The 23,906-nt window shown below is 51.6% G+C and carries 9 protein-coding genes and 1 tRNA gene; all 10 read right to left on the bottom strand.

The features are described 5' to 3' along the window. Positions 1-233: 233 nt before the first annotated feature. The gene (locus MXE39_RS04400; protein WP_246977536.1) at positions 234-1,853 is read right to left on the bottom strand and encodes a proline-rich domain-containing protein; all 1,620 of its coding nucleotides are present in this window, start codon (positions 1,851-1,853) and stop codon (positions 234-236) included. Positions 1,854-2,922: 1,069 nt separating this feature from the next. After that, a complete protein-coding gene (locus tag MXE39_RS04395) occupies positions 2,923-5,697 on the bottom strand; it encodes a hypothetical protein (RefSeq protein ID WP_246977452.1) in 2,775 nt (924 codons plus the stop codon). A gap of 1,558 nt (positions 5,698-7,255) precedes the next feature. Beyond that, positions 7,256-9,274: a hypothetical protein gene (locus tag MXE39_RS04390; RefSeq protein ID WP_246977453.1), complete on the bottom strand. Its 2,019-nt coding sequence runs from the start codon at positions 9,272-9,274 to the stop codon at positions 7,256-7,258. Between the two features lie 1,369 nt (positions 9,275-10,643). After that, positions 10,644-10,726 (bottom strand) — tRNA-Leu (locus MXE39_RS04385). Between the two features lie 494 nt (positions 10,727-11,220). Next, entirely contained in the window at positions 11,221-13,653 is a 2,433-nt protein-coding gene (locus tag MXE39_RS04380; protein ID WP_246977454.1) for a transglycosylase SLT domain-containing protein, read from the bottom strand. 936 nt (positions 13,654-14,589) lie between these two features. Further along, on the bottom strand, positions 14,590-15,966 hold the full coding sequence (locus MXE39_RS04375; protein ID WP_246977455.1) for a sodium-dependent transporter: 1,377 nt from the start codon (positions 15,964-15,966) through the stop codon (positions 14,590-14,592). A gap of 245 nt (positions 15,967-16,211) precedes the next feature. Next, positions 16,212-17,582 carry a sodium-dependent transporter gene (locus tag MXE39_RS04370; RefSeq protein WP_246977456.1) on the bottom strand — a complete coding sequence of 457 codons (1,371 nt, stop codon included), beginning with the start codon at positions 17,580-17,582 and terminating at the stop codon, positions 16,212-16,214. A gap of 351 nt (positions 17,583-17,933) precedes the next feature. Continuing rightward, positions 17,934-19,322, bottom strand: coding sequence for a sodium-dependent transporter (locus tag MXE39_RS04365; RefSeq protein WP_246977457.1), 1,389 nt, complete (start codon positions 19,320-19,322; stop codon positions 17,934-17,936). A 994-nt stretch (positions 19,323-20,316) separates the two neighbouring features. Continuing rightward, positions 20,317-22,485, bottom strand: coding sequence for a polyribonucleotide nucleotidyltransferase (gene pnp, locus MXE39_RS04360; protein ID WP_246977458.1), 2,169 nt, complete (start codon positions 22,483-22,485; stop codon positions 20,317-20,319). An 889-nt stretch (positions 22,486-23,374) separates the two neighbouring features. Then, positions 23,375-23,644, bottom strand: a complete 270-nt coding sequence (gene rpsO / locus MXE39_RS04355; protein WP_246977459.1) for a 30S ribosomal protein S15 — start codon at positions 23,642-23,644, stop codon at positions 23,375-23,377. Positions 23,645-23,906: the final 262 nt, after the last annotated feature.

Below are 23,906 nucleotides of genomic sequence, written 5' to 3'. Positions count from 1 at the left end.
TAGCTCACAACCAGCTTCTTTCAGCACAGGTGTCACCACACTGTACCTTGCTTTCAGCTAACGCTTCCCACTAGCGGGTGCGTAAGGGACTTTAACCCTCAAGATAATGCTCATGCCGAGCACACAAGTTAAAAAAACCTGGTCTTGCCAGGTTTTTTTTTTGCGTAGAACACAAGGCTGTGCAGCGTGCGGCGCGCCCAGGCGCGCTGCTCTGGCACAGCAGGCAGCGCCTGTCAGCGCTGACCTGAGGTGACCTGCAGAGAGGTCATGAATTCGTTGGCCTGAATGATGGCATCCTCATAGGCTGCCCACAGACGGGCTGATGGCACCTTGAAAGTACGGGCATAGGCAAATACGCCCTCAAGGTTGTTGCTCTCCATGTCATCAAGACACTGTACGGTACGGCATACCAGAGAGTTCTTGTTGCTGATATGTCTGCTAATGGCTGTCAGATAGCGGTCAGCCATCAGCTCTTCCATACTCTTGAGCAGAATCTCAGGGAGCAGGGAGAAAGCACCGGTCTGGAAGCTGTAATGCCTGTCCTCAGCTGAAGCATTTGGCATACGGCGCACCACGTACTCGGTAAAGTAGCCGTGAATCAGTACGCGACGGTAGAGTTCATCAATAACGTGCAGAGAGGCGCTCTGTACGCACTTGGTGTAGTGCTGGAGCAGGCCGTGCAGCAGAATCACCGTGAATGAAGGAATTGGATCGTGCTCCAGCAGATATTTGTAAATATCGCTGAGGTTACCCAGAACACGCAGATCCACCTTCTTAAAGCGGTGAATGTGGTAGATGAGGATCTTGAGAATGGCTCGGTTCTCAGAAAGATACTTCTTGAAAACCGGATAGTTAATCTTTGGCTGGAAAAGCTCATGAGCCAGCGACATGATATCAGCCTGGAAAGGCTCAAGCAGTGCAGGGGACTGCTTGAAAGTCATGGTCGAAGTACTCATTGGCGAAATAACCAGATCAGCACGGTAGCTCAAAGACATCTTGAGCAGAGTGGCTTCAGTGGTTCCGTATGCAATGATCTTGAGCCATGGGGCCTTGACCTTGAGCTTCTGGAATACGGCCAGCTGCCATGCACCCTGATTGCCCATGTTGATCATCACATACTCGATATGCAGGATGCCCTTAAGCCAGCCGCGCTTCATGACGTCCATGAGGTCTACGGCAAAGCGGACACCAAAGCGCTTGACCTTGGACATGAAGTCCACTACCTGAACGCTTGGCTCCTGATAGGAAGGGATCTGCAGTACCAGTCGTGAGGCTACGCCTTTCTTGACCAGTGGAATGATGGCCGGGTTGACCGGCATCATGATCAGAGCCTTGGACTTGGCGCCCACAAAGTTGATGATGGAACGCTTCATGAAGTAGTCATCAATAATCGATGCTACATGCTGAGGCAGCACACGGTCAGTTACGAACTTGTTGCCCGATGAGAAGCGCAGACGGTACATCTGTACTACACGGTGAGCGTCGTAAACAGGGGTGCGGGAAATGATATGGCTGTGGTTGGCCTCGTTATTGGCTGAGGCAGCTGCAGCAGTGCCAGGTGCCTGCGGTGGACGGGCCTGCTGAGCCTGAGCCGGCATGCCCGGACGTGCGGCCTGTGGCACACCTGGTCTGGCGCCCTGTGGTACACCTGGTCTGGCGCCCTGTGGTACACCTGGTCTGGCCCCCTGAGGAACACCTGGTCTGGCGCCCTGAGGGACAGCCTGACCTGGGCGACCGCCCGCTGCTGCCATCTGTCGGGCACGGGCAGCCGCAGCAGCCTGCATGGCTGCTGGATTGGCGCGCGCCTGCTGAGCGGCTCGCTGCTGCATTACGGCTGTTGGGTTACCTGACATCTGCTCAAATAGCTCTTGTTCTGGCCTTAGGACAGAGCACGGCACTGGGCCTGCTCAAACGGTTCAGGAGGCGCTGCTGCACTCCTGGTCATCTGGGGGCACTACATATTAACGTACGTACAGGCAAAAACCTGAACTCTCCTGAGTAATGTCCCGCACCGCTTTTGCGATGCTGCTCTGAAAACGGCGCATTTGCGCCTTTTCCGGGCAATCCAGATGAATTATATAATATTGAGTTCTGATTCCGCCCTGATTTTATCCAAATCAGCGCAGACAGAGGTGCAATAACTTGCGGTACAGGTACCATCATGCAGCCAGGCACTGTTAGACCATGGTCTGCACAGACAGAGCTCCTGACTGTGTCAAATAATCAGCCCGCTTCAGGCATTACAGCATGTATCAGTCCCTGACGGGGACCGCAGATACCTTCACTTATAAGCCTTGTCAGGAGCATGCTTTGAGGTTAAATACCCTCAAGCATCGGTTCTGCCAGCCGCACAGCAGGGCACGGCAGCACCGGCCGGCTGCAGCTTAACACGCGCCAGGCTCCGGGCTGAAGAGGAAATTTGCAATTGCAGTGCCAGTCCTGATTCCCGGCTCATTTTCGTGCCAGTCAGCTGGGACAGCCACTTAAATGCGATAAACATCGGCCGGTTAAAAGGCTATGGTTTGAACCAATTCGGGGCACATGCTCATTTGAGCGTCAATTCAGGCGTCACCGTTATCTTAAATCAGCTGTTTTTTGACACCAGCCACAGTTTTTATGACTGAAACAGCCGACAGACAGCAACACCCTCCAGGCTGCCTTTGCTGTGCACGGCAGCATTCGCTGACGGACACGTAAATGCGAATACTCATCCGCAAAACGTCACCTGTGCATCGTTACTGCATGCTGACCTGACTATCTGCGACCAGCTGCCGGCAGAGCCCTGTAATCGTACTGAACATCATCAGGAACAGATATACGGCTACAGGCCCCACCCCTGCGCAGCAATACGCAAACTCAGGCTTGTCGGGCATTAAACCTGGTCCGGCCAAAACAGTTTAACCGGACTTACTGAGGGCCGCCTTATTTTCTGACGGTAGCAATGTTGAGGATCAGCAGAAGTTCATTGGTACGCATTACGGCCTTCTCATGGCTGATGAGCACAGAGGCTGGCGGAATGTGGTACTTCTGAATGAAGCTGAAAATGGAGCTGAGGTTGGTGTTCTCGATGGCAGAGATACAGTCAATGGCATCGGAAAGCACCTCAGAGGAATAAATGCGGTCGTAGATATCGGCATACTGATCATCTGCAATCACATCAACTTCCTCCTTGAGCAGGAAGAGATGGAGCAGGGAGAACATACCGGCCTGGAAGCCGAATCTCTCCAGATCAGGGTTGGCCATTACCTTGTTGAGGTACTCGCAGAAATAACCACGGATCAGAGCCTGCTTGAAGTACTCCTGGAGAATTTCCTGGGAGGAGATGGTAACAGACTTGACGTAGTACAGCATCATGGCACGGCCGGCCAGCACTGAGAACGAACGTCCCGGTGTGGTCTCCTGCAGATACTGGAAGAGATCATGCGAGCTCTGCACCTGACGTGGTGAGGCGTGACGGAAGCGGTACAGGAATACGGCCATGTCACGGCTCAGCGACTCATGAGTGTTGAGGAAGCGAGAGAAGACTGAATAGTCTGGCTCGTCGGCAAACAGCTGATGAATCAGTCCCAGAACCTCCTGCTGCATAGGCTTGAAGAACTCAGGGTCCTGATTGAAGCGCAGCTGAGGCATCCAGAAAGGTGCATCAAGATAATCAATCTGATGGTGGGAAAGATAACGATAGCCCTCGTTATTGACATCGTTATAACCCACGGTCTTGAGCCATGGGGCCTTGATCTTCAGGCGCTGGAATACGTGCAGCTGCTCCTTGACCTTGGCACTGAGATCGATCATCACATACTCAATGCTCAGGATGGCGCGGTTCCAGTCCTTCTTGAGCAGGAGCATCAGATCGATGGCAAAGCTCATACCACTGCGTCTGAGTCGGGTCAGAATGTGCAGGGCTGATGGGGTAACCGGCTGCTCAGGACAGATTCGCAGAACGACGCGGTTGACGGAGTAACGGTCAATATAATCAAGGAAATCGTAGGTAATAGGCATCATGACCATCACGTTAGGGCGACGGCCAATAAAGCAGGACACACCTCGTCGTATGAAGTAACCAAACAGTACGTGATAAACGTGCTCGCTCTTTAACGAGTTCACCTGGAAGAGTTTTCCGGCAGTGAACTTGAGCTCGTACATTGAAATATTGGAATTGGCATCAAATACTGGTGTGCGGGATACCAGATGGCATCTGTGAGAAGAACGCTTTAATTTTATTAAATGTTCAGGAGACAGGCCTGGATATTCTTTGGCCAGCTCTTCAAGAGTTTTTTCGCTGTTATCAGGCAACAGCATTGAGTCCTTGGCCTTTGCATTCATGCGGGAGGCATGAGAACGGGTAGACTCATCTACTGGACCGCCCTGATCCTCAGCAAGAACACGGCTTGGACGTGTACCGCTGCTTGAGAAAATCCTGTTGTCTGCAGGCTCTGCTGATAATGAGGATGATTCAGACTCGTCATTTTGAGCAGTAAACAGCGGAGTATAGGCGCTGATTACTGAACGGTCTCTGCGACCGCCACGAATAGCCAGACCGGCTGGAATATTGGCAGTTGTACCAAGGAAAGTATTGGAACGTGTAAATGGCTTGGCACCACTGTCGTTATAAACCTTTTCACCAGTCTTGGAAATGGCCATAAGGGCCTGGTGAGCTTCATTCCAGATCTGGGCACGCTGAGGGTTAGCACTCTTTACGGCACTTGCATTACGTGCCAGTTCATCAGCGCTGGTAGCAACCTTATGCTGAGGATAGAGAGTACGACTGGTACTCCAGGCCTTCTGAGCAGTGGAAGTAGTCTGTGTCAGGGTATTTTCCTCTGGAACAGCAAGACCTACCTGCTCATTCTTACGCTGCTGCATCTGCTTCTTTTCCAGAGCCTTTCTCTGACGCTCGCGCTCAAAGCGCTCACGCTGCTCCTGGATCTGACGCTTGCGCATTTCCTGAATGCGCTGCTGATGAGTCATGTGCGAGTCAGCATCGTTTTCAGCCAGCTCCTGATTGCGCTGAGCAATACGGTTCTGGATGTAACGGTTGTCATTGGAAGACAGAGTGCTGCGTCTGCGGTGGGACAGAGTTGAATACTCATCCTGAAGATCCTCACCCACAGGATCACCGCCAACAAAATCACTGGTGCTGTTGCGACCGGAAAGCTCCTGAGTGGCCTCAAGAGTCTTCTGCTTGATATAGCTGTCGGAATAAATGCTGTCAGCAGGATAGAAAGACTGAGATGACGGGGCAGAATAATCCATGGTCGCAGCACGGTTGCCATTGCGGGAATTATCCCTGTCAAACATGGAGCTGCCGCCACCAAAAGTGGTGGAACGGGATCTGGCAGTAAGAGCAGCAGGATCCTGGTTGCCAGTTGAGATCTGCATCTTGGAGGCCAGCGGATCCATATCGATCTTTACTGTACCTTCACGCAGATTGACCTTGGCATCAGAAACTTCCTGATGCTGGGTAGCAACAATCACCTGCTCCTTAACTGATTTAACCAGTTCAGGATTAATACCATAGGCTTCCAGTCGGGCTTTGTCGACCTTGCCCTCTTCACCCAGATCGAAGCCCTGGTCGTACCATTCATCGCCATTGGAGCCGTTACCAGCCCAGCCCATGGAGGCTCTCCTGCCGCCACGCTGTGCAGAAAAGTTCTGTGAAGCTGAATTCTGGCCATCTGTATTATGGAAGTCAGACATAGAGCACCTAAATTAAACCTTCTCTCCCAGGTTGAAGCTTTGCTCAACACTGCGGTAAATAGCTGTAGTACTAAACACAAAAATGTGTACTGACAAGCTGCAAGGACTTATGCAGCACCCTGCTGCTCAGAAAAGTGACAGACCTGAAGGCCGGTCTCAGAAACTGTGCAGTGTGATTTAAGGCAGGCAAGTCCAGTCTTTTGCAGACTGAAGACTAACATTTCCGGCTTTATGAGAATGCTTTCCCCGATGCGGGGTCTGACAGGACCTGCACGTTTATGTGCCAGTCAATGCCGGAGTAAACCTGAGAATTAAATTTATGTCACGTTCCCACCAGGAACGGACAGCTGTTGCCGACGGGACCACAGCGCATCAGCAGGGGGATGTTTCGGGCTTTCTTACCTGTGCCCGCAACTGCGCCCATAATTGCGCTGACCTGCTAAAAGGCTAATGTCGAAACCTTATCATTTGTCGGCTTTATACTGTCTAATGCAACATTAATTCCAACTGAACAATTACTATCGGATACAGATCACAACATGGTCTTTCCAGGGCAGTGATACACGTAATTATGTCCTGTAGACGCCCGGATAATATTGAGCGATCTCACAATTCAGAATGATATTGATGAACATTTTCTCCAAAATCAGACCGGGTACTGAAATTCTTCCATCAAAACACTGCCCCCGCCGACGGTCAGCTGTTAAGCCCTTCAGACAACCTTGCATACCAGCTGACCTGCAGCCAGCAAACCAGCATGAGCTGGCTGGACCATCTCTCCCCACACCTGTCATAAGCTCAAACCATGAGCAGCTGAAAGCTCAGAGCAGCTGCATTGCTTTTGCAGGCGTAAGCCCTGTCAAACAGGCCAGGAATAATGCCCGTTACTCACAGCATGATGCGCAATATGTATGTAACTGTTTCACTGTGAAAGTTATCATTTTTCACAATCCCATGTCACCTGCCATCTAAGAGCTGTCTGTAAAATTGAGTTACAGCCCCCAATTTACCACCAGGATAACTCATACTGGTGCCCAACCCGCTCTACAAAAGCGCAGCTCCGGTCCCTGCCTATGCCCTGCCTATGCCCTGCCCCTGCCTATGCCCTGCCCCTGTCCATACCCGGCCCCTGTCCATGCTCATGCCCAGCCCCGGTCCCCGCCCCATGCCCGGCTCCTGCCCTTTCCCCTTCTTTTACCTTTAGCGCACACGAGGCATGCCCAAAACAGCATCAGCACGCCTGGAATCCGTCAGGCTGCAGCGACTGCCATGCTGCAGCATCAGCTCGACTGAAGCATCCTCCCGTCTGCTGCGCCCGCTCATAAACAAAGCGGTCATTAACATCAGCTCCTGCTTAAGTTAATGACCGGTTACAGGGCTGTCACAATGCAGACGCCTCCTGACAGGGTCCCATAACTCCTGCTCAACTGCAGGCTTTCGTACCCTTTTTGACAATACGTTTGCTAATTCTGCCCCGTGGAGCAATTAACAGATAAATGACTCAGAGTTCCTGATACTGCCCGAGCTGGCAACATAATTACTGGTTCCGCGTCCTGTCTTATTGATTATTTTCAGCTTCGTCGCCATCCGCAGCCTCCTTTTGAGCTTCGCTCATGGCACGGTAGATGACCGGTGGGGAACCGTAGCTGACTGGTGTGTTGCTGTCGCGGCTCACCTGTGCGGTGCTGTCGTAGCTGCGGGCCGGGCCATTAATGGCCATATGATTTTTTACCTTGATCTCATTGCGTATTGAAGCAAGGCGGCGGTTGAGGGTTTTGCGCTCAGAGCCAAAAAGGAAGCTTTCATCAGCAAAGAGCAGTGACAGAGTGCGATTGTCATCGTGCACACCGTAGGTCACCTTGAGGTAGTTGTTATGATCACGGAACCAGTAGATCTCGCAGTTATAGCGGTCCTCAGACAGCTCCTTCATGGCGCTGCAGATTTCTTCGTAGAGCACAGCAACATCTCCCACAGCAGTCTCGTATGGGTCAAACCTGTCGTAGCGCATGCTCAGAAAGTTTATGAAATCTTCCTTGTCTACTGTTGGAGAGAGGCGGCTGTGGACAGTGATCGCACTCAGGGTGCCATTGTCACTGGCACGGGCCTCAATACGCTCAAAGCCGCCATAAGGAATGCAGCTGTTTCCAAAAACCGTCATGTAATAGCCTGCTGCAGAAATGTAGCAACCACTGCCAAAACTGTTGCGGCCGTTGACGCTGTTTACCCTGTCTATGTACTCATTCCAGGCAGCCTCATACTCGCGGCCACTGACCCTGCCAATATATTGCTGACCAAAGCTGAAAGGCACCAGATCGCGGCGTATGTAACTGTTAAAGCGTTCGTAACGTTCAAAGCTGCGGGCATTAAGCACACCAATGTAGATACCACTCGAGCTGCTGCTCATATCCTGATCATCAAGCAGAATACCTGGAATGGCTGAAGCGCTGTCGTCACTGAGATCCTGCTCTGCCCCATAGGGTGTATTGAGCTCCCTGATACTCTGAGCCTGCTTTCTGATGCTGAAAGAATGGGCTGATGCTGCATGGGAGGTTGCCATGGCAGATACACCAGGAGCCCTTACTGACTGCACGTCGGAAAGCTGCTTTTCCTCAGCTATGGTATTGCCATAGTAAAAAGAGGAAGAACGGGCCCATATTTCATTTTCCTGAGATTCCCATGCCGGATTGAAGTTGCGGTTCATATCACGGGCATAGGCAATGCGCTGCTCACAGCCCCTGTTTTCCAGTTCACAGCTGATCTTGAGCAGATTGTGCATTACAAATGAGGTGTACAGGTAGATGTAGTGAGAGTCATCAGGAATATCAATGACATTGTCACCATCTACATCCTCCATGTAAGGACGTCCATCAACAAAGCGCGGCTTGTGACGAGTCGGATAGCCATCGACCATTTCCTGGGTATTGAGATTTTCATCATCGCCCTCAGGAGCACGGCTGCGGTGATGATCAGGGAACAGACTGGCTCCTGCTCCTTTAACTTTGGCTATGGCTGCCCCTATGGTGGCAATAGGAATAGGGGCTCCCAAGTCGTCGTGACCTGGTCTGGTCTGCAGAGTGCTAAGAGCAAAAGGATCGCCAGATGAGGTGTAAGGCAGCACGGTTGACTGACCGGAGGTAGCGGCAGCTGCTACATCGCCGGCCAGGTAAGCGGCTACAGAACGGGCATCAGGGTAGAAGTAGAAGGTGTGCTCGTCAGAATGGACGTGATGAAGAGGGTTTAACCAGAATAACCTGTGATCAAGGCAGATGAATACAGGCAGAACTCCATAAGGAGTTACGATATTGGAACCACGGTGCTCGTGGATATAGGAGAAGAGCTCAGGAACATCATGGGCATGATGCTCAAAGATAACAGACTCTACAGGACGACGGCTGAGCGACATGGGGACAGTAGTGGACTCAGGGCCGGTACGCAGGGTGTCTAAGCTTAAAGTGAAGCCAAAACCGTTATCTACCAGCCACATCATGCTGTCGTCGGAAGCTCTGTCAGCAAGAGTGGAGCGGAGGTCTACGGCATCAGAGATAACGTTGCCATCATGTCCTGAAAACGTCTGCATAAAGGCTGCAGCAGGCTGTAAGATGCCAGGACAGAGCATGAAGACTGCAGCTGCAAACATGGCCCATAACTGACTGCAGCCAGTCACTGCTCGCCGCCATATGGCAGATGTCTGCTCGGGCAACGGGCCATAGCGGCCTACAGCCAGGTACTGCACTGAAGCCAGGCGGTCACAGGATTTATTGTGCACTGCAGCAGCCTTACCGGCAGCAGTCTTGCCTGCAGAGATCATGGATTCGTCCTGACTGCGCTCCGGGCTCTTTGTACGGACAACAGGAGGCATGCAGGCGCGTGCAGCATTAAGGTCTTTACCTGCTGCGGCACGTACCCGTTTGACAGCGGGTCCGGAAGCATGATCTTCTGGTTCAAAGCTCATATCTGTCCGCCTAAGCTCCATCAGTCACCCGAAAATAAGAAGAAAAGACTGTACTGTTACAGCAATCTGCCATGTTCTGTTTAACAGCCCCCTCAAAGAGTTCATACCATGGGCACGGACACTGGGACTGATGGCTGGTGCAATGCAAAAACATCGTTACAGACCAATACATAACATCATGCCACTAAGGCTGTCTGGTATACAGGTACAGGCTTATCTATCGAATTTTTTACAGATCATAGATATCAGTCTGGATCATAGCAAAGATAGAATCACAAAACAAAAACCAAACCTGCACAAATACAAATAAAGCCATGCATAACGGATCTGGAAACGCATGAATACTTCATTGAGCCCCTGATCCACAGAATTCTGGTCAAAACTAATATCACTTGCATACAGGTATTTCCCTCCGCGCTCTATATTTCAGCACCCGGCAGCCATGCCCAACATGCAGCATTCCACCGGTCAGCCGGCCCAGACTGGTCTTATCAGGCAGGATCGGTCTTATCCTGGCTGATCACTGCCTTTGAGTTCAATTACTCAGGGCTCTTGCAGACAAGACAGTTACCGGTTGGGCGTGGTAATGCAGGTATGCTGGTGCCAGGAACGGAACCGAACTGAACTGAAGATATGACTTCCATAGTTATTGTGCCGGGCTGAACGGATGCTTTTTAACGAGGCTATGCTCTGACGCAGTAATGTGCCTGTGCGATACGGACCATACGGACAGGATGAGCGAAGCTGTATTGAACCAGGAAGCGCTGTAGGAGCTGGATGAAGTAGAATTGAATGGGATGGGATGGGATGGGATGGGATGGGGTGGGATGGGATTTGATGGAACGGGATGGAGCCGGATGAAGCGGGATGAAGCGGGATGGAGCCGGATGGGACTTAATGGGATGCGTGCAGCAGGCTTGAAATTTTGCAGGCTGTAAAAACAAAAAAAGCCTACTTGCTGACCATTCTCTGCGGTCTTGCAGTAAGCTTGAATTGGTGCCCAGGGCGGGACTCGAACCCGCACTCTCGCGAACTACCCCCTCAAAGTAGCGTGTCTACCAATTTCACCACCTGGGCTTAATCAGATTTTTGCTGAAACACTCTGTCGTTTCAACGGTGCTCATTATAAGGTTTTTTATTGTGATGTAAAGCATTTTTTAAAAAATTTTTAAGCTTTTTTGATGACCCTGATTTTTAAGCCAGAAACGACGCCTCCATCGGGCCTGACGCAAAGTTGACCGCCCTGAAAATGACCAGCTTTACCCCCGGGGGGCCTCAAAAACTTTTTGAAATTTCAGCTGCGACTGCTCTACCGGAAGAAATTTCTTTCCACTGCAAGGCAACTTTTTACTGCCAGAGCCGGTGCATCTTTAATTCAAGGTCTGCAATCGGTAATCAAAAGGACTGCCCAACGCTTCTGATTGACATGTTGCCTGAAAAGCAAACGGCCTCCGCTGCATCCCTCTCAGGGGTGTTTCGGAGGCCGTGGGTTATGGTGATGCAGGCTCTGCGTTGACCATGCTATGACTCAGGTACAACTCAGAGTATGGTGCGTTGCGCCTTGCCTGCTGTTAGTAGACGTAGCTCATCTCATTAGGGCGGATGAGGCTGCCCTTGTCACCGGTGAGCAGATAGTTGTAGATAGCATCGTAGAGAATGACGTTCTGCACGTACTTGCGGGTCTCCTCAAAAGGAATGGTCTCCACATACATGGCGGTGTCACGGAAGATGCCATCAGTGGACTTCCACTGAGGGATACGGCCAGGACCAGCATTGTAGGCAGCTGCAGCAAGAATGCGGTTATTGTCAAAGCGGTCGAGCATCCAGCGGGCATAGGTTGAGCCAAAGCGTACATTGGTCTCCGGATCAAGAAGATCACTGGCACCGGAGAATTTCCAGTTTTCTCTGCGGGCAATGTCCTTTGCTGTGCCAGGCATTACCTGCATCAGGCCCACGGCGCCGGCCCATGACTTGATGGAGTGGTTGAGCATGCTTTCCTGACGGGAGATACCGTAGAGGAAAGACAGAGGCACATTACTCTGTTTTGCATACTGCTCAAAGATGCCACGGAAAGCCAGAGGGAAACGGTAATCAAGGGCATTCCAGTTTTCCGAACTTATCACATAATCAATGGCATAGCGGAAATTGCCAGAGTTAAGCGCCCACTGAGCCATTACCATGGCTTCGTGCTCAGGAGAACGGCGGGCTATCTCACGCCACTCATAGATGGCATTATCATCATCAAGGGCATGCAGTTCCATGAAGCGGATAGCAGCCTTGTTGCTGGCAATATCCATTGGGTAAGAATAATCAGGAGAGATCCTGGCATAATTGAACGCGTAATCTTTCTTTAAGGTCTGAGCAGCATAGAAGCCAAAGAAGCTGCGGTCACGGGCTACCTCAGAGAGAATGGTATCAGCCTCGGCACTCTTGCCCAGCTCGTGGGCGGCACGGCCCTTCCAGTAGCGCCAGTTAACTGCATTGCGCAGATCCTCAGGCAGGTGGTCTATGAGAACATAGACATTCTGCCACTGGGCAAAGTAGATAGCACGGCGCAGACGCTGCTCCTTGAGCCTGGTGTTCCATGCAACAGCTGGCAGATTCCTGTCTACCCACTCTACGTCGGAAAGCTCAAAGGCGCGACCAAGGAAACTGGAAGCAAAGATCTGATAGATGTCTACCAGCTCGGCATTGGATGGCTTGTACTTTTTAATGAAGCGATCAAAATCGCTGCGTGCCTGCTCTGGCCACAGATTGGCGTAGCGCTTGAAAGCAAGCACAGCCGTACGGTGTTCCTGCTCACTGTTACCCTCAACCTTGCTGAACAGCTCTGATGGATTGCTGTAAAGAGCCATCTGTGCCTCAACACGCTTTCCAAAAGATGTGGTATTGAGCACCCTGGCAAGGCTCTCTGTTGTCTCCTGGTAGTAGCGCTGCACATAGGCGCTTTCATAGCGCTTGAGACGCAGGGCATCGGTTAGATAGCCCCTGGCATCCATCTGCACAATCAGCGCATTACAGGCAGCCGGTCTGTTACCCAGCTCCAGGTACATACGGGTAGCAAAGTGAACAGCATCGCCAGTTACACGGTTTAAAGGCCAGTTAGCCTCGTAGTAGCGGCAGATCTGGGACTTCTGATTATGACTTAAAGTTGTCAGTGCTGTTTCATCAAAAGGCTTGTCACCTACCAGACGGGAAAGACGCTGATAGTCCTTGTTTTCAGAGAGATAGCGGGCATAGCGATCCTTGAGCATCTCTGACAGTTCAGCCTGCTCATTACGCTCAATAAACTGCATGGCAGCTTCAAACTTCTCATCTCTGATGTTGTAGGCAAGATAGTAGTAGTTAAGCCAGATATTGAGAGGATAGCCCTTGAGCTGCTCGCGCTGGATTTCAAAACCAAGTGCCTCGTCGCCGCGCTTGAAAGCATTTTCAGCCTGGATGTAGGCATCGCGCATCTTGCTGATACGGGACTTTGGTACGGACTCAAAGAAGTCCATGGACATCTCTTTGGCGCCATCGCCCATGCTGGCTCTGAGCTTTTCGATCATGGAAGGATCGACAGTAGAGGCAATAGCGGTGCTGGCTGCAGCGCCGGCAGCAGCTGCGGCGGCAGTCTTGGCAGCAGCCTTTGCTGCACTGCTGGCTGGAGCTGTGGAGGCAGTGTTCTTTGGTGCTGCGCTCTTTGCAGCAGTCTTTTTAGCCGGGGCCTTTTTGGCAGCTGTTTTCTTTGCAGCAGACTTACTGGCTGCAGACTTGTTGGCTGAGCTCTTCTTTGCTGCAGTATTTTTTGATGAACTCTTCTTTGCTGCAGACTTACTGGCTGCAGACTTGTTGGCTGATGTGTTTTTGGCAGCAGATTTTTTGGAGGTGCTCTGAGAAGACTTCTGGGCTGAAGATGCAGCCACTGCCTCATCAAAAGGGATGCCGGCAGATACAAAAATAAGGCAGGCAAAACTCATTACCATGGCCTTGAACTTAAAGGCTAAAGACTTTCTCAGCATCTTCTATCCCTCTGCTGCGGCATCCTTGCCTGCAACAGTAATCCAACGAAAAAAATCACGAACCCGGTCAGCCGGTAAATATTCGGCTCTGACTGCATGACCATTGCAACAAAGCTGGTCACGCCTCCCTGTCTGTGAAACTATATACTCTTACCGCCTGAATGCATAAGCTTTTGCAGCCTGAACCACAAATCATCACCATGTATTCCCGCTTATGGCAAGGCAGAAATGCCATTGAGCTGTATATTCCATGGAACACAGGGTTACGGCTGTCGAAATTCAGTACTCTAACTTAGCACAATAACGCTTAATCTACCTGTCATTATCAGACCTGTATGCACTTTGCACCATAATAATAAGAGAAATCAGGCATATTTTCTCAACTGTAATTATGACCTGAAAACAGCGTTCAGGTTCCATAGATAAAATACAATACGGGAGCTGACTCCCGACTTTTGTACATCCACAGTCCCATACGCATCCCTTATATCAGACAGATACCCGGTAAGCGTACTCCCGGACCATCCCGCGTCAATTTATTTCCTGCGCGTCAGGACAGCCGCTCAATTTCCTGTTTTCATCCATTTTCCCTCCCCTTTTAATCCCGGCTCCTGTCCCTGTCCATGTATCCCTCCAAACTTATCGATCACTGCAGCCAGTCTGTCTGCCCTTGCATCCAGCCCCTGCATGCCTTTACAGCGCGCTGTGATGATGGCTGCGAGGGTCGGCGCGATTGAGGTGGTCTTATGGCACCGGTTTATGGGAGTGAGAAATGAAAATGGCCCGGCAGCTGCGCAGTGTACGCGGCTGTCGGGCCTGATTGTCAGAGCCGGAGCAAATGCGGCGGACCTTTAAGTATGTCCTCTGTTGTCAGCATCACCAGACCGCCCCTGTAAGGGCCGGGCTGGTCGCTGCTGCGGCTGCTCTGGTCAGCCCTTAGAGGAAAAAGATGTTGTAGTAGCCAACTACCAGAATTACGGCGATAACTACAGGCAGTACGTACTTGAAGTACCATAAGGTCCACTCAGGGATCTTAGGGCCGCTGCCGGTATTACACTCTTCACGGTAGCGCTTGAAGCCCATGCCGCTCTTTGCAGTGATAAAGAGCAGGAAGACCAGAGAGCCTATAGGCAGTACGTTGTTAGATACGATAAAGTCCTGCAGATCCATGATTACGGTCTGACCGCCCAGAGGGTGGAAGTCCTTGAGCACATTGAAGCCCAGGATACATGGAATTGACATCACGGTAATGATGGCAAAGTTGTAGATAACTGCCTTGACTCGCGAAATCGTAAAGAGGTCCATGGTCATCGAAATAATACTCTCGAAAACGGCAATCAGTGTCGACAGAGCCGCAAAGAGCATGAAAAGGAAGAACAGGGTACCCCAGAAGATACCAAACTCCATATTGGAGAATACTGTTGTAAGAGTTACGAACAGCAGACTTGGGCCGGCACCTGGCTCAATGTCAAAGCTGAAGCAGGCCGGGAAGATTACGAAGCCGGCCAGCAGAGCCACAGTGGTATCCAGGATACAGATTAAGATAGCCTCAGAGGTCAGAGAGTGGCGCTTGTCCATATAGGTTCCAAAAATTTCAATGGAACCCTGACCTACAGACAGAGTAAAGAATACCTGGCCCATGGCTGCCCACATGGCCTGCATAAAGCCATGCTTTTGCACACTGTCCCATGAAGGGTTGAGGTAGTAGGAAATACCCTCGGCAAAACCCGGCAGAGATACTGAGCGCACGGCCATAAAGATTAGCAGAGCAAAGAGCACCAGCATTAATGGCTTGGTAATTCGCTCAACACCCTTGACCACACCCAGAGCAACGATAGAGAAAGCAATAAAGGCTACCGACATCATGCAGGCAAACATGATATACGGACTGGCCAGCAGCTCCTCAAAGCGCATTCCGGCAGTCTGCTGAGTGGTACCTTCAGGGAAGAAACCTGTGGCAGTTCGCAACATGTAGTACAGCAGCCATCCGGTAATAACGCCATAGAAGGACATCAGAATATAGCTGCCTGGAATCATCCAGAACTTGTTCCAGTGCCACCTGGAACCTGGCTGCTCAAGAATTTCAAAAGCACGGGCTACAGAGCGGCGGGAGGCACGGCCTACAGACAGCTCCAGAGTTAATAAAGGTACGCCCAGTAAGAGCAGGAAAAAGAGGTACATGAGTACGAAAATTGCGCCACCGTACTGACCGGTGATGTAAGGGAAGCGCCATACGTTACCCAGACCAATTGCACATCCTGCAGCAATAAGCAGGAAGCCTAAGCGCGATGAGAACTGTTCGCGTTGAGACATAACAACTCCTTTGAAAACAGCATCAGCCAGAAATCAGCTGTTCCTTGCTGTTTAACAAGCTTCCTCAGGGGGCAAAGTCCATGCCCCTGCGAAATACCGGGAACTGACCCGGAAAGTTTGAGCTACTCTCCACATCCGGACTACTAAACCGGAATGCGCGGAGAAAAAAATCTGTGGTCACCTGCCCCTGCCACCTGCAGCTGCAGCACCTGGCTGCAGCGTGTGGAAATGGAGGCACAGTGTGATTATTTGCCGAAGACAGCCACATAGCCCTGTAAGAACAGAGCAAAGATAACTACAGGCAGTACATAGCGGTAGTAGTTACGGGCAGCACCTGGAATCTTAAGACCGATGCCGTGATTGGTTTCTTTGATGTAGTTATCAAAGCCCCAGCCTCGCTTTAAGGTTATGTAAAGCACGTAGCAGGTGGTACCAAAAGGCAGAATGTTATTGCTTAAGATAAAGTCGTAAGTATCAAGAATGGTGCTCTCACCACCCAGTGGATGGATGTCGGACAGATAGTTGTAGCCGTACATACATGGCAGGCCCAGCAGCAAAATGGTAATGCAGTTGTAAACAACAGCCTTGATACGGGAAATGCTGAAGACCTCAATGGAAATGGCAATGATGTTTTCAAACACGGCAATCAGGGTGGACAGAGCTGCAAAGAGCATGAAGAGGAAGAAGATACCGCCCCATACTGCTCCATATTCCATATTGGAAAACACGGTTACCAGGGTAACGAAGATCAGACCTGGACCCTGACCAGGCTCAACGGCGTAGCTGAAACAGGCCGGGAAAATTACCAGACCGGCCAGCAGAGCAACGGTGGTATCAAGCAGGGTAATAGTCAGAGCCTCATAGCCCAGGGTGTAATTGCGGCTCATGTAGGAGCCGAAAATCTGAATGGAACCAACGCCCAGACCAAGGGTGAAGAAGGCCTGCCCCATGGCTGCGGACAATGCGTTTAAAATGCCCTCTTTCTGCATGTTTTCAAAGCTGGGCATCAGGTAGTAGGAAACGCCTTCAGCAAAACCTGGCAGGGTAAAGGAGCGTCCTGCAAGGAAGATGAGCAGACCAAAGAGCATGAGCATCATTGGCTTGGTAATGCGCTCAACACCACGTCTTAAACCAAAGGCACAGACGCTGAATGACAGCACCACAACGAATACTGTGCACATGAGCATGATGTTCGGTGAGGCCAGCAAATTGTTGAAAATGGCGCCGGCATCGGCCTGAGTAATGCCGGTTTCGACATTGCCCGAGCCCACCTTGAGCATGTAGTAAAGCATCCATCCTGTGACCAGCGAGTAGAAGGACATGAGGATGTAATTGCCAGGAATCATCCAGAACTTGTTGAGGTTCCATCTGGTTCCAGGGGTGAGTTCTTCAAAGGACTTGCCCAGACTTCTGCGGGAGGCACGACCTACGGAAAGCTCCATGGTCAGAAGCGGGATGCCAATGATGAAGAGGAACAGCAGATAAATAAGTACGAAAATGGCGCCGCCGTACTGACCGGTAATGTAAGGAAAGCGCCATACATTACCAAGACCAATGGCACAGCCTGCGGCAATAAGAAGGAAACCTAAACGTGATGAGAACTGTTCTCTGGCCATAATTTTTATAAATCCTGATGGCTGGGGGCTGCCTGACAGGGTAAAACACATCTGTCAGTTCAGCCTGCAGCTGCAGCAGTGACAGCTTTCCGGCTCAGCACCAGCCTGTCTCCGGGCGCTCGCACTGGCGCGCATGAGAAGGCCTGCCTGGCACAGCTGCCGTTGCTGCAGCTGTCTGTCATTAACCTGTACCCGACATCAATGGCCTGCGCGGTTCACAGGTCAGGTTTTGCCAGTACTGAAAACGATAAAAAGGCTGTTATCTGCCTGACAGCAACAGCCCTTTTCAGGCCCTGCTGTTATTACTGGCAGAGCCTGAATCAACAGGTAATGACAGTTAATAACTACTAGTTACTTGGAAAAGAATACGCTGTAGTAGCAGTTCATGATTAACAGGAAGATTACTACAGGGACAACGAAACGATAGTAGTTAACACCCCAGGACGGCATTTTGATGCCGTTGCCGGTGTTACACTCCTTAAGGAAGTTGTCATAACCCCAGCCGCCACGCCAGGTGATGAATGCAGCATATACCAGAGCACCAAATGGCAGGATGTTGTAGGAAATCAGGAAGTCTTCGAGATCAAGAATGGTGGACTCACCGCCCAGAGGGTGGATAAAGGAAAGCTGGTTAAAGCCAAAGACACATGGCAGAGCAATGAGCAGAATCACGACGAAGTTACCCATTACGGCACGACGGCGGGAAGTGGTGAACAGCTCCATGGTAATGGCAATGATGTTCTCGAACACGGCAATCAGAGTGGACAGGGCTGCAAAGAGCATGAACATGAAGAACATGCCGCCCCATACAGCTCCGTTTTCCATATGTGAGAATACGGAAACCAGGGTCACAAAGATAAGACCAGGGCCCTGACCAGGCTCTACGGCGTAGGTAAAACAGGCAGGGAAAATAACCAGACCGGAAAGTAAAGCTACAGTGGTGTCCAGAGCCAGGATGCTCAGGCCCTCAGAGGCAAGAGTCTGATGGGAGTTCATGTAAGTACCGAAAATCTGAATGGCACCGATACCTATGGACAGGGTAAAGAAAGCCTGAGCCATGGCAGCGGACAGTACCTCAATAACACGGGACATACCGCCATCAGTGATCTTGGAGAGATCAGGCTTTAAGTAGTACTCAACACCTGCTGCAAAACCATCAAGGGTGAAGGAGCGCAGAGCAAGGAAAATAAGCAGGCCGAAAAGGACAATCATCAGTGGCTTGGTAATACGCTCTACACCCTTGCGCAGACCCAGAGCACATACGCCAAAGGCGATGGCTACTACAGCCAGCATGTTCATGAGCATGTCTGATGGTGAGGAGAGCATTTCACCGAAAGCCTTACCGGCAACGGCTGCTTCAGTGTTGGTTCCAAACTCGCCGGTAAAGCCTTTTACGCAGTAGTAAAGCATCCATCCGGTAACCACACTGTAGAAAGACATCAGGATGTAGTTACCTGAAATCATCCAGTACTTGTTGTAATACCACTTGCCGCCCTTAGGGGAGAGCTCTTCAAAGGACAGAGCCAGGGAACGGCGTGAAGCACGACCCACAGCCAGTTCCATCATTAATAATGGAAGACCGAAAGCTACCAGGAAGAAGAGGTAAATGAGTACGAAGATTGCGCCGCCATACTGGCCCACAATATAAGGAAAGCGCCACACGTTACCAAGGCCGATTGCGCATCCAGCGGCAATTAAAAGGAAGCCTAAACGTGAGGAGAAATGTTCGCGGGTTGCCATAGCTGAGGTTACCTACCAAGACAAATCAGGCATCAGAAAAATTCATCGTCCAGGTGGCCACAGGGCCACTGTTCTGATGCATTAAGGCAGCCGCAGCCCTGAGGGGCAGTCGGCTGTAGCGGCTTAATGCCAGTCCTGAGACCTCAGTATGTAACAGATGCCGCTACTGCACACCAGGCTCATAGCCGGGGCATAATGCGCACAGAACAGCTGCAAAGATACAAGGCACAGGTAAGTATGGCTTCAAGCCGGAAGCTGAGGCCGCAATGGCATCAGCCTGGTCAGGCTCTGCCCGGTATCGGACAGTCAGTAAACGTTTGATGACAGTGTTGAGTAATGCCTTAGATGACGCCACTGAGATGGCCTGATGTCATCCACTGTGGGGCACGAAACGTGCGGCTGGGCACGGCCCCGGGATGATCGGTAAGAACACTTAGCTGCTGCAGTTAAGCTCAGAGACGGAAGCTGATCGCTTGCAAAAGCGTAAAACAGGCCGGTCTGATAGCTGCAACCTATACTAAGTCTTCCTAGTTTGCACTATTTTTGCCCCTATTTCAGCACTTTTGATCCTGGCGCCTATTTGGTGCACAGTTTTCATGCAGCTGCCTGTAAAAGGATCAATTGCACAATGCTGATTAAAATGGCAAAAAAGCCACATATTTTGCCATAAATCCCACTGTTTTGCTTAATTTCCTTGATCTGAGCCTCAAATATAAACTTCTGTGGATAACTTTCTTTGCACCACAATTGAACACAATTAATACATACAGAGCACAGCACACTATGTGCACAGCTCACACCAGTGCACCACATATGATGCCTCCCGCCCGCCTGTCAGCGCTGACTGCACTGCCCGCACGGCCAGCGGCGCCTGCACGCCCGGAGGGCCCACACCGCCGTACGCTGCAGGCAAAATAAAAGGTCCATGAGTCAAATCTCATGGACCTTTTATTTTGATGGGGACTGATGCCGGTGGCATCAGGCCGGCAGGCTGTTAGACAGTCTCTTCTGAGGACTCGTCAGCAGCTGGCTGCTCTTCGGCCTGCTGCCCGGCAGCGGCCTCTTCCTGCTGACAGGCACGGATAGACAGACGAATACGGCCATTGGCCTCGTCAACACCAAGGACACGTACTCTTACGCTGTCACCAATGCGCAGGTAGTCAGCAACATTGTCAACGCGCTCATCAGCAATCTGAGATACGTGAACCAGACCATCACGGCCAGGCAGAATGTTAACGAATGCGCCGAATTCGGTAATACGGACAACCTTACCTACATAGTCACGGCCTACCTCAACATCAGCGGTAAGCTCTTCAATGCGGGCAATGGCAGCCTTGGCATCAGCCTCGGAGGCAGCGGCAATACGTACGGTACCGTCATCGCTGAGGTCGATGGAGGTGTTGGTATCGGTCTGGATGGAGCGGATGTTGGAGCCGCCCTTGCCGATAACGTCCTTGACCTTCTCAGGGTTGATGTTGATAAGAACCATACGTGGAGCAAAAGGAGACAGAGTAGCCTCAGGCTCAGGCATGGCAGAGCTCATGATCTTGAGCAGGTGGATACGGGCAGCGTGAGCATCGGTCAGAGCCTGCTGCATGATCTCACGGGTAATACCGTCAGTCTTGATGTCCATCTGCAGAGCGGTAACACCCTCGGTGGTACCGGCTACCTTGAAGTCCATATCGCCAAGGTGATCCTCGTCGCCCATGATGTCGGTAAGAACAGCAACACGGTCGCCTTCCTTAACCAGACCCATGGCAATACCGGCTACGGCTGAGGAGCATGGAACACCGGCTGCAAACAGAGCAAGGGAACCGCCACAGACAGAGGCCATGGAAGAAGAGCCGTTGGACTCGGTGATCTCTGATACCAGACGGATGGTGTATGGGAACTTCTCTGCATCTGGCAGAACGGCGCGCAGAGCACGCTTGGCCAGACGGCCGTGACCGATTTCACGACGCTTTGGAGAACCGATAAGACCGGTCTCACCTACGCAGTATGGAGGAAAGTTGTAGTGAAGAATGAAGCGGTCAGTACGGGTACCGGTCATGTCCTCAAGGGTCTGAGCATCACGCTCGGAACCGAGGGTACAGGCGGCAATGGCCTGAGTCTCACCACGGGTGAACAGAGCAGAGCCGTGAACACGTGGCAGAATACCGGTAGCAACAGTAATAGGACGGATCATGCGCTGGGTACGGCCGTCGATACGCTTCTCACCGCTGAGGATACGCTCACGTACAGTGGTACGCTCGAGCTCGAACAGGATGGTGGCAATCTTCTGGCCCATCTCTGCCCACTCTTCCTTCATGGCGGTAACCTTTGCAGTTACGTCCTCAGCAATGGCAGCAAGACGCTCCTGACGCTCAAGCTTGTCAACGATATAGAAAGCCTGACCAATGTCCTCACGGGCGAGGTTCTGTACGGTGGCGACCAGCTCTTCATCTTCAGCAGGCTTCTGCCAGTCCCATACAGGACGGTTGACCTGCTTTCTGAACTCTTCGATTTCACGGATAACAGTCTGCTGCTGCTCGTGGCCGTACATAACGGCGCCCAGCATTACGTCCTCAGGGAGGATCCTGGCCTCAGACTCAACCATGACCACTGCCTGGCTTGAACCGGCCACTACCAGATCAAGAGCAGACTCGGCCATTTCGGAGGTAATCGGGTTTAAGACATACTGACCGTTGATGAAGCCTACACGGGCAGCACCTAAAGGACCATTCCATGGCAGACCGGAGGTGGCCATGGCAGCGGAGGCGGCTATGATGGAGATAATGTCAGTTGGAACCTCAGGATTGGCTGACATTACGGTAACCACAACCTGAACCTCGTTGACGAAGCCATCAGGGAATAATGGACGTAATGGACGGTCAATTAAACGGGAAATAAGGGTTTCACCCTCAGAGGCACGACCTTCTCTTCTGAAGAAGGATACCGGAATCTTGCCGGCGGCGTAGGCGCGCTCCTGATAGTTGACGGTCAGAGGGAAAAAGTCACGTCCCTCGACGGCGTCCTTGCGCTTGCATACTACTGTGGCCAGTACGGTAGTGTCATCCATAGAGGCGAGCACAGCAGAGTCTGCCTGACGACCAATTGCACCTGTTTCCAAAGTAATGGTGTGGCGGCCATACTTAAAAGAGCGGGTGATAGGCTGTAAATTCATCAAAAAAATTCTCCAGTCCCAGAAAATTATGTCTTTATCAAAATTGCGCAGGCCAGGGAGGGTCAGAATGTCACTTCCGGGAGGCTGTTGTCATGGGGATCAACCCGATCCACTTCTGCATGACCGCCGCAGCCGGGAATTAAGGTTATCAGGCAAAGGGCGCACTCAGCTGCACCTGCCCATCCGGGGCAGATGGCTGCGGACTGCTTGTAAAACCGTTTCCAGTCCTGCTCTGACTTGCCTGGGATCAAGACCAGGCCCTTGATTACCTGACTGTACCCTGTGCCGGTCCTGGCGCAATCTTCAAAAATTCCTGCGCGCTTCCGCTTTCGTACGGAGCCCACTTGCGCTCGATACTGTGCCTGAAGCATGACAGCTTTACTCTCATGCCTCATGACTCACGCAGCACGTCATTACGCTGCTGAGCATGTCAATTTTTAGGGATTTTCAGTTGCTTACGACCAAACCTGCAAAGTTTAGCTAATCGATCCTACATTATAAGGAAAACGGCTGCTAAAGGCACATAACTTTTTAGAAACTGTGTAGCCTCTAACACAGTTTTAACCGCCATCTGCATGCAATCCCGGCCGCTCGTGCAGCCCTGTCTGCACAAACCCCGTCAATATGTTGTTCCGGTCCATATTCCCGGCTGCACCGCCCACGAAAGCGCCCTGCCCCTGGCCCCATGAGCCCGGTGACCTGGGGCCCTGGCCCTGAGCAGCAGGGCAGCCTGACGCCCTGCTGGTGCCAGCCTGACGTCCCGCTGGTGCCAGCCTGACTTTTGCGGGCCCATGAACGCAGAAAGCCCGCAGCACAACATGCTGCGGGCTTTCTTCCCAGGCCGCCTCCAAAGGGAGGCAGCCCCTGCTGAAAACAGCAGATATACGGACTAGCGACGGAGCTTTAAGCGCTCAACGATAGAAACGTAGCGGGAGTGGTCCTTGCCCTTTAAGTAGTCTAAGAGACGACGACGCTGGGCAACCATGCGGAGCAGGCCACGACGGGAGTGGTGGTCCTTCTTATTAGCCTGGAAGTGTGGCTGTAAGTCAGCGATACGATAGGTTAATAAGGCGATCTGAACCTCGGCAGAACCGGTGTCATTGGTACCACGGGAAAACTCGGCAACGATCTTAGCCTTTTGCTCTACGGATAAAGCCATTGTAATGCTCCTTTGTGAACAGGATACGCCCTTTCCGATCACAAACTCAGAAAGGGTAAAAATTAACTGAGGCGCAATTCTATCACACCAGGGCGATAAAGCAAGCGCTTTTATACGGCCTGAACAGCCTTTTTACGGGCATTGAGGCCCAAAATCCAGATCCCCGTTCCCGCACTTAAGAACAGGTCGGGGACGGCTCTTTGAGCCACCTTAAAAACAGGCCAGGAAGCGCTCTGTCAGCCCCTCAAACGACAGACCGGCC

The organism is Anaerobiospirillum sp. NML120511 (assembly GCF_023050955.1).
GTDB lineage: Bacteria > Pseudomonadota > Gammaproteobacteria > Enterobacterales > Succinivibrionaceae > Anaerobiospirillum.
This window is presented reverse-complemented; position numbering and strand designations above follow the sequence as displayed.

Excerpts from the sequence above, each read along its gene's own strand:
- pnp (WP_246977458.1), bottom strand. The coding sequence starts at position 22,485 with ATGAATTTACAGCCTATCACCCGCTCTTTTAAGTATGGCCGCCACACC.
- MXE39_RS04380 (WP_246977454.1), bottom strand. The coding sequence starts at position 13,653 with ATGCTGAGAAAGTCTTTAGCCTTTAAGTTCAAGGCCATGGTAATGAGT.
- MXE39_RS04375 (WP_246977455.1), bottom strand. The coding sequence starts at position 15,966 with ATGTCTCAACGCGAACAGTTCTCATCGCGCTTAGGCTTCCTGCTTATT.
- MXE39_RS04390 (WP_246977453.1), bottom strand. The coding sequence starts at position 9,274 with ATGCAGACGTTTTCAGGACATGATGGCAACGTTATCTCTGATGCCGTA.
- MXE39_RS04400 (WP_246977536.1), bottom strand. The coding sequence starts at position 1,853 with ATGTCAGGTAACCCAACAGCCGTAATGCAGCAGCGAGCCGCTCAGCAG.
- MXE39_RS04365 (WP_246977457.1), bottom strand. The coding sequence starts at position 19,322 with ATGGCAACCCGCGAACATTTCTCCTCACGTTTAGGCTTCCTTTTAATT.
- MXE39_RS04370 (WP_246977456.1), bottom strand. The coding sequence starts at position 17,582 with ATGGCCAGAGAACAGTTCTCATCACGTTTAGGTTTCCTTCTTATTGCC.
- MXE39_RS04395 (WP_246977452.1), bottom strand. The coding sequence starts at position 5,697 with ATGTCTGACTTCCATAATACAGATGGCCAGAATTCAGCTTCACAGAAC.
- rpsO (WP_246977459.1), bottom strand. The coding sequence starts at position 23,644 with ATGGCTTTATCCGTAGAGCAAAAGGCTAAGATCGTTGCCGAGTTTTCC.